This window comes from Salinimicrobium aquimaris (assembly GCF_035607535.1).
Lineage (GTDB): Bacteria > Bacteroidota > Bacteroidia > Flavobacteriales > Flavobacteriaceae > Salinimicrobium.
Window position 1 is genome coordinate 310,874 of record NZ_JAYDZX010000002.1, and the last position, 19,060, is coordinate 329,933.

At 44.4% G+C, this 19,060-nt stretch carries 8 protein-coding genes; all 8 read left to right on the forward strand.

Features of this window, described 5'->3' with window-relative positions:
* Positions 1-664 precede the first annotated feature (664 nt).
* The 8 genes from VR862_RS05360 to VR862_RS05395 all read left to right on the forward strand — a co-directional run bounded on the left by VR862_RS05360 (position 665) and on the right by VR862_RS05395 (position 19,059).
* Positions 665-3,886 (forward strand): SusC/RagA family TonB-linked outer membrane protein, encoded by a 3,222-nt coding sequence (locus tag VR862_RS05360; protein WP_324719938.1) that lies wholly within the window; start codon positions 665-667, stop codon positions 3,884-3,886.
* A gap of 12 nt (positions 3,887-3,898) precedes the next feature.
* Positions 3,899-5,692, forward strand: coding sequence for a RagB/SusD family nutrient uptake outer membrane protein (locus VR862_RS05365; RefSeq protein WP_324719939.1), 1,794 nt, complete (start codon positions 3,899-3,901; stop codon positions 5,690-5,692).
* A gap of 30 nt (positions 5,693-5,722) precedes the next feature.
* Positions 5,723-7,276 carry a DUF5123 domain-containing protein gene (locus VR862_RS05370; protein WP_324719940.1) on the forward strand — a complete coding sequence of 518 codons (1,554 nt, stop codon included), beginning with the start codon at positions 5,723-5,725 and terminating at the stop codon, positions 7,274-7,276.
* 203 nt (positions 7,277-7,479) lie between these two features.
* Positions 7,480-12,462 carry a T9SS type A sorting domain-containing protein gene (locus VR862_RS05375; protein ID WP_324719941.1) on the forward strand — a complete coding sequence of 1,661 codons (4,983 nt, stop codon included), beginning with the start codon at positions 7,480-7,482 and terminating at the stop codon, positions 12,460-12,462.
* The gene (locus VR862_RS05380; protein WP_324719942.1) at positions 12,459-14,318 is read left to right on the forward strand and encodes a right-handed parallel beta-helix repeat-containing protein; all 1,860 of its coding nucleotides are present in this window, start codon (positions 12,459-12,461) and stop codon (positions 14,316-14,318) included. Before VR862_RS05375 ends, VR862_RS05380 begins: the two co-directional genes overlap by 4 nt.
* 220 nt (positions 14,319-14,538) lie before the next feature.
* Positions 14,539-16,800: a pectinesterase family protein gene (locus VR862_RS05385; protein ID WP_324719943.1), complete on the forward strand. Its 2,262-nt coding sequence runs from the start codon at positions 14,539-14,541 to the stop codon at positions 16,798-16,800.
* An 11-nt stretch (positions 16,801-16,811) separates the two neighbouring features.
* Positions 16,812-18,035, forward strand: a complete 1,224-nt coding sequence (locus VR862_RS05390; protein ID WP_324719944.1) for a glycoside hydrolase family 88/105 protein — start codon at positions 16,812-16,814, stop codon at positions 18,033-18,035.
* Positions 18,036-18,054: 19 nt separating this feature from the next.
* Complete coding sequence (locus VR862_RS05395; RefSeq protein ID WP_324719945.1) at positions 18,055-19,059, forward strand: DUF4861 family protein; 1,005 nt, start codon at positions 18,055-18,057, stop codon at positions 19,057-19,059.
* Position 19,060 lies beyond the last annotated feature (1 nt).

Sequence of the window (19,060 nt, forward strand, 5' to 3'; positions counted from 1 at the left end):
TTCTAGACAGCTAGTTTAGATTGGAAATAAAAAAGAAAATTAGTACGTGCATCCGTGGCTTTTTGCAATTAGCAATTAACAATGATCAATTATCAGAGGCAGAGATTGGAGGACAGGAAAAAAGAAAATTCGTGGATTCGTGGCTGTTTTTTTATTAACTATAAACCTATAACTAAAGAACCTAAGATCCTCTCCTAACTCCGAACTCTAGACTATGAACTCTTTAGAAAAAGCAATCGATTACAACTTAGAGGGAACATCTTTTCTTTTTCTGATAATCAGCTCGATGATCGAATTTTAATCTCCATTACAGACTTGGAGTCAGAAATTTTTTACATCTTTTTTAAGTATATTATCAAATACTATTAAATTTCTCTATAAGAAAATTTGTTTTCATGATATAATTATCTAGGTTTGTGTAATCGATTACATTGTGAAATTGTTAATGTTACTCCTCTAAAATTTTCACCTTAGCAAGAATAGAGTTTTAAGGAGCCTATACTGTCAATTTTGTTTGTTCATTTTGTTATTTCAGTTTAACCTTTTGTTATGAAGTTGCTCTCAGGATCAACTTTATTCAGGTGTTAAAGCGAAATCGTTTGAGTTAATATGTAGGAGCAAAATCCTCAAAAATGATTAAAACTAAACCAAATTATCTTGTACTATGAATTTTAAATTAAATGAGCTGTCTTCGCGGGTATCTCTTATCTTGCTTGGCTTTATCTTTATGCTGGGAGCAGAGGTAAAGGCCCAGGATGATACCACTATTAGTGGAACTGTGGTCGCTGCAGAAACCCAGGAGCCTCTTCCTGGAGTAAACATTGTTGAAAAAGGAACTTCAAATGGTACGATGACAGACTTTGACGGAAACTTCTCGCTGGAAGTGTCCAATCCCAATGCTACCCTTGTGCTTAGTTACGTGGGTTTTCAAACGCGGGAGATCCGTCTTAATGGAAGAACCAATCTAAATGTTGAACTTGAAGTTGATGCCAATGCGCTGGAAGAAGTTGTAGTGGTTGGTTATGGTACGGCCAGAAGATCTGACCTTACCGGTTCTGTCGCTTCCATTTCGGGTGAGCAGCTGGACGAGCAGGCCCGTGCAAGTGTGGCCGAGACCTTGACAGGTAGGCTTCCCGGGGTACAGGTGTTATCTACCGAAGGTTCGCCAGATGCAGAGGTAAACATCAGGATACGTGGAAACGGATCTTTGACACAGGACAGTTCGCCTCTTATTATTGTAGATGGCTTTCCTGTGGCCAGTATGGCCGACATTAGCCCCACAGATATTGCAAGTATTTCTGTACTAAAAGATGCTTCTTCTACTGCGATCTACGGGTCGCGAGGAGCTAACGGGGTTATTATCATCACCACTAAAGACGGAATTAGCGGAAAAATCAGTGTTAGTGTAAATGCTTTTCACGGTTTCCAAAAGATAGCCGAAACCATTGATGTGCTGAATCCTGAAGATTTTGTGAAGTGGCAATACGAATATGCCTTATTAAGAGATCCTGAAAACCTTGACTCATATGAGCGTCTGTTCGGGCTTTGGCAGGATTATGATCTTTATGTAGGACAGGAAGGAAACAACTGGCAAAAACAGGTCTACGGAAATATGGGAGAGGTGCAAAGTCACGACATCTCTATTCGAGGTGGATCTGAAAAAGCAAGTTATAACTTCAACTATGCTCATTATGATGTGAATACCATAATGCTTGGTTCGGCTTATAAAAGGGACAACCTGTCCTTAGCTTTGAAAAGTGAAGCAGGTGAGAAGGTGGATCTTTCCTTTACCGTAAGATATTCCAACACTGATATCGACGGAGGGGGAACAAATGAGCAGAACGAGGTTTCCTCGGCAGATTCCAGGTTGAAGTATAGTGTGCAATATTCCCCGATCCCTATCGCGGGTCTTACCACTACCAATACAGATGAGGCGCTAACGGGATATCTCGTTAATCCTTTTGTAGCTACTTCCGATAATCAAAGGGAGCAGCTTAGAAGAAACTATAATATGCTGGGAAGTTTTGGCTGGGATATTATGGACAACCTGAGATTTCAATCAGATTTTGGTCTGGATTATCGCATTGAGCAGGATTACCGCTACTATGGCCGGTCTACATATTATTCAAGAAACAAGCCTTCTGCCGATAATCAGGGGCTGCCTTCACTGGTATACAGCGATCGCAAGCGTGAAAGCTTTAGAAATGCCAATACCCTTAATTATGATTTCGAAAGATTCCTTGGAGAGGATCACAACCTAAGACTTCTTTTAGGTCAGGAGATGATCATCACTAAAGACAATGAAGAAACCTCTGAGATCCAGGGATTCCCAAAGGATTTTGACTTTGAGACCACCAGAAAACTTACCACCCAGGGTACACCTCAAACAGTAGATAATTTCTACAGGCCAGACGATAAGTTGTTGTCTTTCTTTGGTCGTGTAAACTATGACTATAAGAACAGGTACTTGCTTACAGGTACCTTTAGAGCAGATGGTTCCAGTAAATTTTTGGGAGACAACCGTTGGGGATATTTTCCTTCGGCAGCCGTTGCCTGGAAATTGAGTGAAGAAGATTTTCTTGACAGTGCCGAGTGGCTGGATGTACTTAAGGTGAGATTAAGTTACGGGGAGGCAGGAAACAACAACATTCCTGCAGGACAAACCGTACAGAGCTTCCAGTCCAACACTACTACCTATCTTAATGGAATTCCAACCTACTGGTCGGCATCAAGAGTACTTGCCAATCCAGATCTAAAGTGGGAGACCACGGTTACTCAAAACGCCGGGCTTGACTGGGAAATAATGAACGGAATGTTGAGAGGTAGTCTTGAAGCCTATAAGAATGTCACTACAGATCTACTTTTGGCTTTTAGAACTCCCGGTTCCGGATATGAGTATCAATACCGAAACCTGGGAGAGATCCAGAACACAGGTTTTGAAGGTGCGATCAACTATACTCCTATTATGGAGGACAATTATGGTCTTAGTATGGCCTTTAACCTTTCTGCAAACCGGAACCGCATCAATTCCCTCGGGGCTCTTGAGAATTACCAGGACTACTCGGGCTGGGCATCCTCAGAGATTGGAAGTGACTATGCCGTATGGGTGGGTCAGCCGGTAGGAGCCATGTATGGTTACAGAAGTGCAGGTCGTTACGAGGTATCAGACTTCGACTATGATCCATTGATAAATACCTATACCCTTAAATCGGGCGTGGTAGACAACAGCAGTATCATAGGAGAGGTAATGCCCGGTTCTATGAAGTTGCAGGATATCAACGGCGATGGAATTGTAGACATTAGTGACAATTCAATTATAGGGGATGCGAATCCCGACTTTACAGGAGGTTTTGTGATCGATGCCTATGCCTACGGATTTGATTTCTCGGCTGCATTTAACTTTAGTGTTGGAAATGATGTTTATAACGCCAACAAAGTTCAATTTACAACTGCCAATGAAAACGGTCAATACCGAAATCTCAGCGCTATAATGGCAGATGGCAATAGATGGACTAATCTAAACCCTGAAACAGGACAGCTTATCACCGATCCCGATGCCCTGGCAGCTGCCAATGCAACTACTACCATGTGGTCTCCTTACATGTCAAGATATGTATTTAGTGACTGGGCGGTAGAAGACGGTTCTTTTTTAAGGCTGAATACTTTAACACTGGGATATACGCTGCCTACCGACATAGTCTCAAGAGCAAACATCACCAAGCTAAGATTCTATGCAACGGCAAACAACGTGTTTATCCTTACAGATTATTCTGGTCTTGATCCTGAAGTTTCGACACGAAGGAAGACTCCGCTTACTCCCGGGGTCGATTATTCTCCGTTCCCCAGAAGTAGACAGCTGGTGTTCGGTCTAAACCTTAATTTTTAAAATTAAATGAAAATGAAAAATATATTAAAAGTCTGTTCGGTATTTCTCCTGACCTGCCTTGCGGTCTCTTGTGAAGAGGAGTTTGTAGATGGAGATTTTTTAGATGCTCCGGCTAAGTCTACCCTTGATGAGTCAACAATTTTCTCTACTGTTGACCTGGCTAAGGGAGCTGTTGATGGAATTTTGGAACCTATGGGGCAAACGAACTCTTATAGGGGAAGGTTTATACCATATTATGGATTCAACACAGATGTGGAGTACAACTATAGTTCGGGAGATGCAGATTCTGATGCAGATCTGGTTTACTATGATGCAAAACCAAACAACTCCAGAATGAACACAGATAACAATGCCTGGGCCATGATGTACCAGGGCATTGAAAGGGCTAACATAGTTATTAGAGGTCTTAGAAATTACGGAAATCCCGAGCCGGGTACCGAATTTGGACAACTGCTCGGTGCGGCCCTTACTTATAGAGCGATCTATTATGCAGATCTAATGAAAGCCTGGGGAGATGTTCCTGCACGTTTTGAGCCTATTACGTCAGAGACACTTTATCTACCTAAAACCAGCCGCGATACTATCTATAAAAAGCTTATTGCCGATCTTGGAGAGGCAGCTACTCTTGTGGCCTGGCCAAACGAAACGGCTGCAACTACTTCTGTAGAGCGCATTAATAAAGCTTTTGTAAAAGGATTTAGAGCACGACTGGCGTTAGTAGCTGCCGGTTACCAACAGTATCCTGATGGGGTGAGAAGAAGTAATGATCCCGACCTTTCTGTAGATAAAATGTACCGCCTGGCCCTTGAAGAGTCGCGTGCGGTAATCAACAGTGGAAGAGCCCATCTTGAACCTTCGTTTGAAGGCTTCTGGAGAAAGTACAATAGCGAAAACACCAATGCAGGAGGGGAATCTTTATGGGAAATACCTTTTGCCGACGGCCGTGGCCGGGTACTGTTCTCTTTTGCAGTGCGCCACCGTAGCGTTGATCAGTTCACAGGGCAACCAAGAGGTGGTACTGCAGGACCTACGCCAACCGTGTATTACGATTTTGATGAGGATGACACCCGTAGAGACGTTACCGCTGTACCTTACCAGTGGGGAGCTGCTGTAGACGGAATTGCACAGCAGGAACTAACAGGAATAGATATGTGGTACTTTGGAAAGTACCGGTATGAATGGATGGATCGTTATGTGACTTCTACAAATGACGATGGGGTCAACCTAATTTATATGAGATATGCTGAAGTGCTATTGACAGCTGCCGAGGCGGCTAATGAGCTGGAAGGACCGGGAGCGGCAGCGCCTTACTTGAAGGAGATCCGTCGCCGGGCATTCCCGTCTGAACTTCATGCTGAAAAAGTAGATGCTTATGTTGATGCGCTTACTACAAAGGAAGAAATGTTCAAAGCCATCGTGGAAGAGTACAAGTTCGAGTTTACCGGAGAAATGGATAGAAAAATGGACCTGATCCGTTGGAACCTGCTGGGAGAAAAACTTGAGGAAGAAAGACAGGAACTTGAGAATCTTGAGAGTAGAACAGGCGATTATGCCGATGTGCCAACTACGCTTTACTACAAGTACGAGGATGATGGTTATACCCTGGACATCTACGGCTTGAATAGAGGAGAAACTGGTAACCCCGGCCCCGAATATTCTGCTTTCCCATGGGATCAACCCTTAGATGAGATTCAAAATACCCTGTTCAAACCGGGTGTGGATCCAGATACGAGACAGTTCTGGCCCATCTGGCAGGTGTTTATCGATGCGAGTAATGGCCAGCTGGTCAATGATTACGGTTATTAGAACCTAATAAAATTGAATAATTTATAAGTTATGAGAGTAAAAAATATTTTTAAAGCTTTACTGGTAACTGTTCTAATTGCAGTAACTGTTACAGCCTGCGATTATGACAAGGAGCTTATTGAGGAGCTGCCGGTGGAGAGGGAATTTGCCCCGGTTAATCTGAGATCCTTTGTAAGAAATCAGGTAAACGTGGAGTTGAACTGGACCCTCAACGAACATGCAGACAGTTATATCGTTGAGTTTTCTGAAGGGCCCGACTTCGATAATGTAGTCAAGACCCTGGAGGTGCGTGAGGATGAGCTGCCTGTACTGGTGCCATTGGACAGCGAGACCTTCTATTCTATTAGAGTAAAAGCCATTAGTAACAGGGGACTCGATGATTCCTCCTGGGCAACAACCACAGCTCAGACCCTTACTGAACAGATCTTTATAGAGGGAATAGATGGCGATGTCAAAGCCAAAGAAGCTACCCTAAGGTGGGTTCCGGGCAGTGCAGTTACCGAGATCTCTCTTAGCCCCGGCGATATAGTCCACACCATTACCGCCGAGGAAAAGGCGGCAGGAGTGGCTACGGTTACCGGTCTTACGTCGGAAACTGAATACACCGCTATTCTTCTTAATGGAAGTAATATTAGAGGAGTTAAAACCTTTACTACAGGAATAGATATTGGTGATGGCATACTCGTTACCCCCGAAGATGATCTACTACAAGTAATAGCAGATGCAGAGGCAGGTGCCATCCTCGTTCTTGAGCCTGGAGATTATACCGCCTACACCGGTACGGCAACTTTAGACAAGTCATTGACTATACGAGGATTAAGAAGTTACGATAAGCCGTTGCTGCAAATGAACTTTGAACTGGTAGGTGGAGCCGAAGACGTAGCTCTTATTGACCTTGAGCTTATGGGAATGGGCGACGGTTCTTCTGAACTTCAGGATGTGGTAAGATTTACCGGCCCCGGAAACTTCAACACGCTCTTGATAAGCGGCAGTGAGATCCACGATTACTCCCGTTCATTTATTGCAGGAAATGAAACAGATGCCATTTTACAAACCTTAACGGTAGAGAACAGCATTGTTTACAACATCTTTACTTCTGGAGGGGATTTCATTGACTTCAGAAATTCCGATGTGCTCAATCTCAATTTAATTGACAACACTTTTTACAATGTGGCTCCCGGAAGAGACTTTATAAGAATGGATGCCAGCGGTACTTCCAACAATACCGGGGTGACTGCAAACATCCTTATCGACAGCAATACCATCTATGCAGCCGCAAACAGTGATAGTAGACGATTGTTGTACGTAAGATTTGTTTCAAATGATGTGATTGTGAGAAACACGCTTATTGTCAATACAGAATCTGAAGGATATGCAGACAGGGAGGGAATAGATGAATCTCCAACCTTCAACAACAATAACTACTTCAATGCACCTGGATTCTATGACACAGCCCAGTATATCTACGATGATAGTAGCTATCTCACGCTGGATCCCGGATTTGTTGATCCGTCAACCGGAGATTTCACGGTGACAAATCAAACATTGATCGATAACCAAATTGGAGATCCTCGCTGGAGATAGAAATGACAGGAATCTGATTAAATAGTAAAAAAGGGTATGCATCGAAATGATGCACACCCTTTTTTATTTTTTGAAAACCGGTTTGAGGATGTAGGTTCCTCTTTGGTTTTATACAGCAACAGCTATGGAAATGCAATAGATTCAACGCTAATTTAATCCTGAAAGAGGGATATAGTACCTAATCAAACTTAAATCTTTATGGAATGATGAAACGACTACACTTTTTAAGCCTCTTCCTCTTACTGGGGATATTTACGGGCTACTCACAAACAAATCTTCCCGATGTCTGGGATTTTGGGGCCACACAGCTGGATGAAACCCAATATAACAATCAGTTATCGGTAGAGGTAATCAACTCCTGGTATGATCCCTCGATCCCTGCCGGAAGTGCAGACCAAACATTACCCGACTTTACAGTAGGGGATCTAAGCTTTACAGGAGGCGGGAGTGATCGCTTAAGAACTACCAATACTGCGCTTACTCGTTATGACGATAACATTGATGAATACGAAGATTTTAAAGGTAGGGTCTATATCAACTCCTCCGGAGCTACAGGAAGATATTTCAGCCTTGAATTAGAAGAAAATGATAAGGTTACCATTTGGGCACTTACTCAGAATGGTACTGGAAACATACATTTTGAATTTGTAGCAGATCCTTCTCTGCAGAACGACGTGACTGCTGTAGGTGAAGAACTTACTCAACTGACTTTTGTTGCTCAGGCCGCAGGGACCTATCGGATCTATGATGATACCGATAAGCCAAGCTATTTCAGAATAATGCGGGAAAGCAATAGCGGTTCTGCAGGAACGAATGATGGACAGGATGTTTGGGACTTTGGGGCCACGCAACTGGATGAAACCCAGTACAACAATCTGTTGAACGTTGAGGTCATCAACTCCTGGTATGATCCTTCGATCCCTGCTGGAAGTGCAGACCAAACTTTACCTGACTTTACTGTAGGAGATCTAAGTTTTACAGGTGGCGGGAGTGATCGCTTGAGAACTACCAATACTGCCCTCACCCGTTATGATGATAACATCGATGAATACGAGGACTTTAAGGGTAGAGTCTATATCAATTCTTCGGGAGCTACAGGAAGATATTTCAGCCTGGTTCTTGACGCCTATGATGAGGTAACAATCTGGGCACTTACTCAGAATGGCACCGGAAATATACATTTTGAGAACATAGCAGATCCCGAACTTCAAAATGATGTAGTTGCTGTTGGGGAGGAATTATCCGAACTCAACTTCACTGCCAAAACCGCAGGTACTTACAAGATCTACGACGATACAGATAAACCCAGCTATTTCAGGATTGTGCGCAGCAGTGCAACTATGGCAACAGTTAGCGGTACCGTGGATGTGAGTGCAGCAGCCGGTATTCCTGGGGGATACAGCATTGTGTTCACCAATGAAAATGGAGACTCCTGGACTACTTCTGCCTCTGAAGGTGCTTATACAGTTGACCTGCCTGCAGGATACACCTATGACATTGCTCTGGAAGGAGCCGATGGTTATTCGGTAACAGGTTCGGGCGTAGAGGTAACAGAGGACACTTCAGTAAATATTGTTATTCAGGAAGATGGTGCCGCAGGGGGTGACCAGGTTGCCGATGTCTGGGATTTTGGAGCCACTCAACTGGATGAAACCCAGTACAACAATCTGTTGAACGTTGAGGTCATCAACTCCTGGTACGATCCTTCAATCCCTGCAGGAAGTGCAGACCAGACATTACCTGACTTCACTGTAGGAGATTTAAGCTTTACAGGTGGCGGGAGTGATCGCTTGAGAACTACCAATACTGCCCTCACCCGTTATGATGATAACATCGACGAGTACGAGGATTTTAAAGGTAGGGTTTATATCAATTCTTCGGGAGCTACAGGAAGATATTTTAGCCTGGTTCTTGACGCCTATGACGAGGTAACGATCTTTGCATTAACCCAGAATGGAACCGGAAATATCCATTTTGAGAACGTAGCAGATCCCACGCTTCAAAATGATGTAGTCGCTGTTGGGGAGGAATTAACCGAACTCAACTTCACTGCCAAAACCGCAGGTACTTATAAGATCTACGACGATACAGATAAGCCCAGCTATTTCAGGATAGTGCGCAGGAGCGCAGCTATGGCTACAGTAACCGGAACCGTTGATGTTGTCGCAGCAGCCGGTCTTCCGGCAGGATACAGCATAGTCTTCACCAACGAAAACGGGGACTCCTGGACTACATCTGCTTCTGAAGATGCTTATACTGTTGACCTGCTTGCAGGTTACACCTATGATATCACTCTGGAAGGAGCCGAGGGTTATTCGGTGGTAAATTCCAGCATTGAGATAACAGAGGACACTTCAGTAAATATTGTTATTCAGGAGGATGGAGCTGCAGGTGGCAACGGACTTACCGATGTCTGGGATTTTGGAGCCACTCAACTGGATGAAACCCATTACAACAATCTGTTGAACGTTGAGGTTATCAACTCCTGGTATGATCCTTCAATTCCTGCCGGAAGTGAAGACCAGACATTACCGGACTTTACAGTAGGGGATCTTAGCTTTACAGGTGGCGGGAGTGATCGCTTGAGAACTACCAATACCGCCCTTACCCGCTATGATGATAATATCGATGAATACGAGGATTTTAAAGGAAGGGTGTATATCAATTCTTCGGGAGCTACCGGAAGATATTTTAGTCTTGAACTTAATGAAGATGATGAGGTAACTCTCTGGACCCTTACGCAAAACGGGAACGGGAATATTCATTTTGAATATGTAGCCGATCCAGACCTGCAAAATGATGTAGTTGCTGTGGGAGAAGAGCTTACCGAAATAAGCTTTATGGCTAAGGCCGCAGGTACTTACCGTATTTATGATGATACAGATAAACCAAGTTACTTCAGGATTACGCGTGATGCCGCAACCTACACTACTGTAACAGGTAATGTGGATGTGACAGCAGCCGAAGGTATTCCATCAGATTTTAATGTAGTATTTACGAATGATCATGGAAAGACCTGGGAACTTCCTTTTACTACAGGAGGATCCTTTAGTGTTGTGCTTCCTGTTGGATATCAATATGAAGTTTCTCTGGATGGAGCCGAAGGTTATTCTATAGAAGGAAACTCAAGCCTTGAAGTAACAGAAAGTACTACTTCATTCGATATCAATATTGGAAAGGATCTGGTCTATGTAGAAGGGCTACCCGATGTTTGGGATTTTGGAGCGACTCTGCTGGACGAATCTCAGTTCAACAACATGTTGAATGAAGCCAGAATAAATTCCTGGTATGACGAATCCATCCCTCCCGGAAGCGAAGGTCACACCCTGCCCGACTTTACTGCAGGGGATCTTAGCTTTACCGGAGGAGGAAGCGACAGGCTTAGAACAACAAATACAAACCTCACCCGCTACGATGATAATATTGATGATTATGAGGAGTTCAAAGGTCGCATCTACATCAATTCCAGAGGTGCCAGAAACAGGTACCTGAGCCTGGATTTAGAAGAAGACGATAAAGTAACGCTTTGGGTTCTTGGCCAGGATGGAAATGGAGAAGTTCATTTTGAAAATGCCGCAGATCCCGCCCTGCAGAATGACATGGTGAAGACTAGTGGGGAACTCATGGAGATCTCTTTCGTAGCAAAAGCGGATGGAACCTATCACATTTATGATGCAGTAGATAAGCCGAGTTACTTTAGAATTGTTAGAACCCCTGCTACTTATGTAACCATAACAGGTAATGTGGATGTAACAGATGCTCCGGGTATTCCTGAAGATTACTCTCTGGTATTCGAAATTGAAGAAGGAAAGACCTGGACGCTGCAGCCAACAGACGGAACTTATCAATTGGATCTACCTGTTGGATTTGAATATACTGTTTCTGTGGAGGGAGCTGACGGATATGTTATTTCCGGTGGATCATCCCTCACTGTTGTCGAAGGTACAGCCACACATGATATTACCATTGAAAAAGTGGAAATCTATCCTGTGACTGGTTCCATTGTGGGGCTTGGTGACAAGATTGGAAATTTAGCCCTTACTTTCACACCGGCTCCCGGAACAGATGCACTTTATGTTCCAAAACCGGTGATCGACACAGAAGCTGCGACCTATTCCGTAAAACTTGAACCAAACATCCAGTACACTATCAGTGCTAATGGTGTGGATGGTTATTTTATACCGGAAAATACTCTGGAGATAACCGCTGAAACCACCAGCGATATAGTCTTCGAGGCTGAACCGGATGGACCTTATGGCGATATCGACGGCGACGGAATTTTAAATGCTGTTGACAATTGTGTCGCAACTCCTAACCCAGATCAGGCAGATCTTAATGAGAACGGAGTGGGCGATGTGTGTGATGACGACGATGGAGACGGGATCATCAACTATGATGATAACTGTCCCGATACACCCGAAGGTACTGTAGTTGATGTGTTTGGTTGTGAGGTTTTCAACTTACCACCAAATAACTTCGCGATCTCTGTACAGGAAGTGAGCTGTAATGGCAATAGTGACGGAATGATCACCGTGACTGCCGCCGATCAAAGCTATACTTATAACGTCACTGTGACTGGCCCCGGTACAGGTTCTGCCGTTCTTTCCGACTCCAATGGCTTTTCAGCCAGTGTAAATAACCTGGCTGCAGGTACTTATGACGTATGTATAACAATAGATGGTCAGGATGGATATGAGCAGTGCTTCAGCGTATATGTAGAAGGTCCAACGCCTTTGGCAGCATATTCTTCTGTCAATTACGCGAACCACACCATGAGCCTCACCCTTGATGGTGCCAGCGAATACAGGATAGAACTCAATGGAAAGGTGATCACTACCTCAAAATCCCAGGTTCTTCTGGATCTGAAAACAGGTATGAACAAATTCTCTGTTTCGACAGATTCCGATTGCCAGGGAATTTTCGCCGATGAAGTTTTCCTTTCAGAAGAGGTAGTACTTTATCCAAACCCAACAATGGGAGATCTTAGAGCATACATCAATGGAACCGATGGAACCATAGATGTTTCCATAATCGATCTTCGTGGTCAACAATATATGTCTCAAAAGATGGAAGTTCCGTCAAACAGAATAATTGAGCTTAATCTTAATGGCTTCAGAGATGGAGTTTACTTCCTGCTTCTAAAATCGGCCACGGTGAACAAAACTTTAAAAGTGATCAAATCATGAAAAACCCAATAAATCTTATAGACATTCAAATCAAACGGCTCATGATCCTTTTTCTCGGGATCATGGCCGTAGGGTGCTCCAGCGATGATGATTCTCAGGTAATCTATGATGTAGTTCCTGGAGTAGCCAGTTTAGTACTTCCTCAAGATAACACCCAGTGTGAAATAGGGGATGTTATAGCAAACATGGCCGAGGTTGCTTTTGAGTGGGAAGAGTCTGCCGATACAGAAAGGTATGACCTTATCATCACCAACCTGGCTACCCAGGAGGTGACACAGAGGTTGAATCTCACCACCACCTCCATCATAGTGAGGCTGGAAAGAGGATATCCCTATGTGTGGCAGGTGATCTCCAAAAATGCCGGAGAAGAAACCAGCGCCTCCGATCCCTACAAGTTCTATGTGGCCGGGGAGCCGGGTTCTAATAACGTGCCGTTTCCCGCAACCCTGTTGTCCCCGGGTTCAGGAGCTGAGGTGACTCCGGTCGATGGAGAAATAACTTTGGAGTGGGAAGCTGCCGCGACCGATACAGATGGCGATCCTTTGACCTATACCTTATTTCTCGACACCGTAGACGGTAAACAGGAACCAGCTGAAGAATTTAAAGGCCTTACGCAGACTTCTATGGATGTAGAGGTGGCGCCAAACAGTATTTACTACTGGCGTGTGGCAACCAGCGACGGAAAGAACACTGCGATGAGCAACATCTATACCTTTAGGACCGGTGAAAATACATCTTCGGTTCAGGGGGTAATAGTGAGCACCTCTGAGGAAATTCTTAACGCCATTGCAGCTGCTACTCCGGGAGAAAACATCTATATACGTGGTGGAGAATACTTTTTTGACGCTACTATCAAGATCAACAACAGTGGTTCAGTGGATAACATGATCTCTCTGTTGGCGCATCCCAAAGATGATACCCGACCAAAGTTTAACTTTTCCTCAATGTCTGAGGATTCTTCGAACAGAGGAATTGAGCTGGGAGGTAGCTACTGGCACATCAAAGGCGTGGACGTATTTAAGGCTGGTGACAACGGAATGTTGATCACCGGCCATAATAACCTGGTTGAGTTCTGTACTTTTTCTGAATGTTCAGACACTGGACTTCAATTGGGAAGTGGAGCATCCAACAACACCATCCTCAACTCAGACTCTTTCTATAATGCCGATTCTACCCTCGAAAATGCAGATGGCTTTGCAGCCAAGCTGGATGTTGGTACCGGTAACAAGTTTGTAGGATGTAGGGCTTGGCAAAATCTCGACGATGGTTGGGATGGTTACCTGAGAAATGGCGATAACGTAACTACCATTCATGAAAATTGCTGGTCTATCCAAAATGGCTATTTAAAAGATGGTTCTGTGAGTGGCGGAGATGGAAACGGATTTAAGACAGGTGGAAGTGACGATAAGGATTTGAAGCACAATGCCATCTACATTAGATCCATTGCCGTTGGTAACAGGTTTGACGGTTTCGATCATAACAGCAACAGGGGAGAAGTGACCCTTTATAACTGCTCTGCTTATGATAACGGAACCAATTATGGTTTTGGCAGTACAAATCCGCTGGATAAATTGACCATTAAGAACAGCAATGTTCTGGGCGAAGTTGGAGGTATCAATGCAACTACTTTAGATGTATCCCACAACAGTTGGACCCTGGAAGGTGTTGATTCTTCTGTAGATGATTTTGTCGGCATAGATTATTCTCAACTCACAGCACCCAGAAAACCGGATGGAAGTCTGCCCGATGTTAGCTTTTTCCATCTGGAGGCCGATAGTGATATGATCGATGCGGGAGTTGATGTAGGTTTACCTTACAACGGGGCTGCACCAGATCTTGGAGCCTTTGAGTTCTAATCTGTAGCTCCTCTTAGAGGATTTGTACTGACTATTTGATAGCCGTACCTAATAGGCACTGTTGACCAACACCTGGGAATTGTGCCTATTAGTTTTAATATCAGGCTATTTGTCCCGGAAGACCCGGGATATGATGAACAACATGAGGAATCAATTCCTTGTAGAAAATAATTAAAAGCGAAGCGTAGTAAGACTGAACAGCTTCGCAGAAATAAAATATATGTCCGGCACTTTTCTTAAAAAAATAAACTTTATTCTAATCATTCTTGCAGGTACCTGTTTGACAGGGCGGGCACAACATTTGGCGTTCCCTACAGCCGAAGGTTTTGGCCGTTATGCCACGGGGGGACGGGGCGGAATTGTCTATACGGTCACGAACCTTAATGATGATGGGGAAGGCAGTCTCAGAAAGGGTGTTTTAAAGGATGGTCCCCGCACCATTGTCTTTGCGGTTTCAGGGACTATCGAGCTGGAAAGGCCACTGGACATTAATAAAGGAGATCTTACCATTGCCGGACAAACCGCGCCGGGTGAAGGCATCACCTTGAAGGGTTATCCTATGGCCGTAAAGGACGATAATGTGATCATTAGATACCTGCGTTTCAGGTTAGGAGATGTGCAGGAAGTCGCCGATGATTCCTTTAAAGGCAGGGACGTCATAAATGTCATTTTAGACCACTGTTCCATCAGCTGGGCTACAGATGAGAATGCATCTTTCTATCAAAACAAGGATTTCACCATGCAGTGGTGCATCATTTCTGAAGCTCTTAATAGCTCGGTTCACTCCAAGGGAGATCACGGCTATGGCGGGATCTGGGGTGGTGAAAAGGTGAGTTTTCACCACAATTTGATCGCCAGCAACTACAGCAGGAATCCCCGGTTTAGCGGGTCCAAAACCACCGAGAATCTCAAGGGGGAGTTTGTCGATTTCAGGAATAACGTGATCTTCAACTGGGCCGATAACAGCATCTATGGTGGCGAGAACGGCCGCTACAACCTTGTGAACAATTACTTTAAACCCGGTCCCGCCACCGAGGATAAAGAAAGGATCGTAGAACCTTATGAGCCCTACGGAAAGTTCTATGTGCACGGAAATTTTGTGGAAGGCTCACAAGAGGTGACAGGGAACAACTGGAATGGAGGCGTGCAGGGTGATAATCCTGAAGCAGCGCGGGTTCATGAAGCCTTTGATATCAACAACAATGTGGAGACACAGGAGGCAACCGAAGCTTTTGATCTTGTAATGAGAAAATCCGGAGCAAGCCTTAGGCGAGATGCCGTAGACATCAGGATCATTAATGAGACCAGGAGTGGAAAGACCACCCATGGCAACGGGATCATAGATTCCCAGGAGCAGGTGGGAGGCTGGCCAAAATTAAGAGGCGGTACTGTACCTAAAGACACCGATGAAGACGGTATGCCCGATGTGTGGGAGAAACAAAAAGGGCTTAACCCCTCCAAAAATGACGCTTCCGGGCACCTTCTTGACACGGGCTACACCAATCTCGAAATTTACCTAAACAGTCTTGTAGAGGAGGATTCTTCTACGGCCATGCTTTATGAAGATTCATACGACTTTGTGGTCGCCAAAGATGGCACGGGAGATTTTGAGACGGTACAGGCGGCCATAGACGCCGTTCCCGATTTCCGGAAGAACCGGACAAGGATCTTTATCAAGTCGGGCACCTATAAGGAAAAACTTGTATTACCGGCTTCTAAGACCAATGTGACTTTTATAGGAGAGGACCTGGAAAAGACGATAATCACCTATGACGATTTTGCTCAAAAGCTGAATAGTTTTGGGGAAGAGATCGGGACAACGGGCTCTACTTCCTTCTATATCTTTGGAGATGGTTTTCAGGCAAAAAATATCACTTTTGAGAATAGTGCAGGTCCGGTGGGGCAGGCAGTGGCGGTAAGAATTGACGGCGATAAAGTCATTTTTGACACCTGTAGGTTTTTAGGCTTTCAGGATACACTTTATCCTCACGGCAGAAACAGCAGGCAGTACTATCGCAATTGTTATATAGAAGGCACTACAGATTTCATTTTTGGATGGTCTACAGCGGTCTTTGATAACTGCGAGATCTATTCAAAAGAAGGAGGCCACTATATCACCGCAGCTTCCACCGAAGAAGGTGCAGCGTACGGTTTCGTATTCCTAAACTGCAAATTGACCGGTAATGCGCCGGAAGAAAGCGTATATCTCGGTCGTCCCTGGCGGCCGTATGCGCAAACAGTATTTATTAATACCGGCATGGGAGAACATATCAAAAAGGAAGGCTGGCACAACTGGAACAAACCCCGGGCCGAAAAAACAGTCTTTTACGCTGAAGGCAATAATATGGGTCCCGGCTATACCCCTTCAAAAAGGGTAAAATGGGCGAAGATTCTTTCTCCCGAAAAAATAAAAAGATACACAGTAAAAAAAGTATTGGCAGGATCTGACAACTGGGATCCTACTCAAATCGAAATAAAATAATTAGACCTACAATGAAGAAATTCCTTAAACCCGGATTTTACCTTTTTTCAGCTTTCACCCTTTTAACAGGGTGCAAGGGAGCTGAAGAAAATCAACTGGCAACTACCCCCGCCGTAGAAGAGCAGCCAAGATACTCTACCTGGATGGCCGATTCTGAGATCAAAAGAAATCCCGAAGGCTGGACCCTCGATTTTAATGAGAAACCAAAATGGGAATACACTCATGGGTTGATCATGACTTCTATGGAGGAACTCTATGAAGCCACCGGGGAAGAAAAATACCTGGATTACATTAAGAATTTTGCTGATTTCATGGTCAATGAGGAAGGAGAAATAAAGACCTATAAAAAATCGATCTACAATATTGACCGCGTGCAGGGGGGAAGATTCCTCATTGGCCTGTATGAGGAGACCGGCGAGGAAAAATATCGTCTTGCGATAGAGACGCTAAGGGATCAAATGCGGGAACACCCAAGAACTTCAGAAGGAGGATTTTGGCACAAAAAAGTATATCCGCACCAAATATGGTTGGATGGACTTTATATGGGCTCTCCTTTTCTCGCACGCTACGCAGCAACTTTTGATGAGCCGGAGCTGTTTAACGATGTGGCAAAACAATTTGAGCTTGTGAACAAATACCACTACAGTGAAGACAGCGGACTTTTTCATCATGGATGGGATGAAAGCCGGGAGCAGAAATGGGCAGACCCTGAGACGGGACTTTCTACAAACTATTGGGGCAGAAGTATTGGCTGGTTTGCCATGGCCCTGGTAGATGTGCTGGATTATCTTCCGCAGAATCATCCTAAAAGGGAAATGTTTGTTGAGACAGCTCAAAAGCTGGCCGCAGGAATTGTAAAATACCAGGATGAGGAGACAGGCGTATGGTACCAGGTGGTTGACCAGGGAGACCGGGAAGGCAATTATCTCGAGGCCTCAGCGTCCAGCATGTTTGCTTATTTCCTGCTCAAAGGAGTGGATGAAGGCTATCTTGATCCAAAATACCGTGAGGCAGGAATTGAAGCCTACACCGGTATTTTAGAGCGGTTCATTCGGGAGGATGAAGACGGGGGAATAAGTCTGACCGATGTGAACGGAGTTGCAGGTTTGGGAGGAGATCCTTACCGCGATGGCTCTTACGAGTACTACATCAATGAAATTATAAGAGATAACGATCCAAAGGGAGTAGGACCTTTTATTCTGGCTTCCCTTTATTATGAAGATCTCCAGCAGTAATTATAAGACAATAACATTTATGAAATCATTATCCAAATATGTAATTCTTTTCGCAGCTCTTTCCCTAACAGGCTGTAAAGAAAATGGTAATAAAGATGCACGACTTATTCCTGAAAACTCTAACACTGCCAAACCTCAAACTTACGCAGAGATATCTGTAAAAGAAGGCGGGCAATGGGAAGGTAGGGAATACAAAGGCGGTACTTTCCAGAATGTGCAGGAGCTCACCGTGCCCCGGGAGCATACAGATCATTCCTATTATATTAGATACGAAGGTCCCGGTTGGGAGAATCAGCAGGTAGGTTACAGGTTGTATCTCGACTGGAGAAATGCCATAGATGTCTTCGGAAAAAAGACCGACACCATGGTGCTGCCGCAGGTTGGGCAGGATGGATTTGACTCCTACCACGAAGAAGCTGCCTGGGGAATGGATATACTAAAAGCCGGAAAATCATTGGGAATTGGAAGCTACGGCAGGATTATGAACGACACCGTAGCACACTTCAGAAATGTTGGTAATACCTATGCACAGGTAACCAATTCAGAAGGCTCTTCCGAAGTAAAAATTGAGTACACAGACTGGGCTACGGGGAATGATACTATAGATCTTACCTCCAGCCTTACAATTTTTCCTGAAGGGAGGTTTACAAAGGCTGCTTTGGATCCTTCCGAAGCAATTAATGGCCTCACCACTGGTATTGTAAAATTCGAAAATATTGAGCCATTTCAAAAGACTTCAGAAAATGGAGATTGGGCATACATAGCTACTTATGGAGCTCAAACCCTGGTCAATGAACAGGATAAACTGGGATTGGCCTTATTTTACAACAAGAATGAAGTAGCCGAAGTAAAAGAAGGTCCTCATGACCACCTGGTCATCTTTAAGGAAACGGCGGGGCCTTTTACCTATTACTTCCTTGCAGCCTGGGAACAGGAACCGGGAGGTATAACTTCGCGAGAGGATTTTGTTGCTCATCTCGATGCACAACTTGAACAATTGCAGCAGAGTGGGAAATTAGAATAGT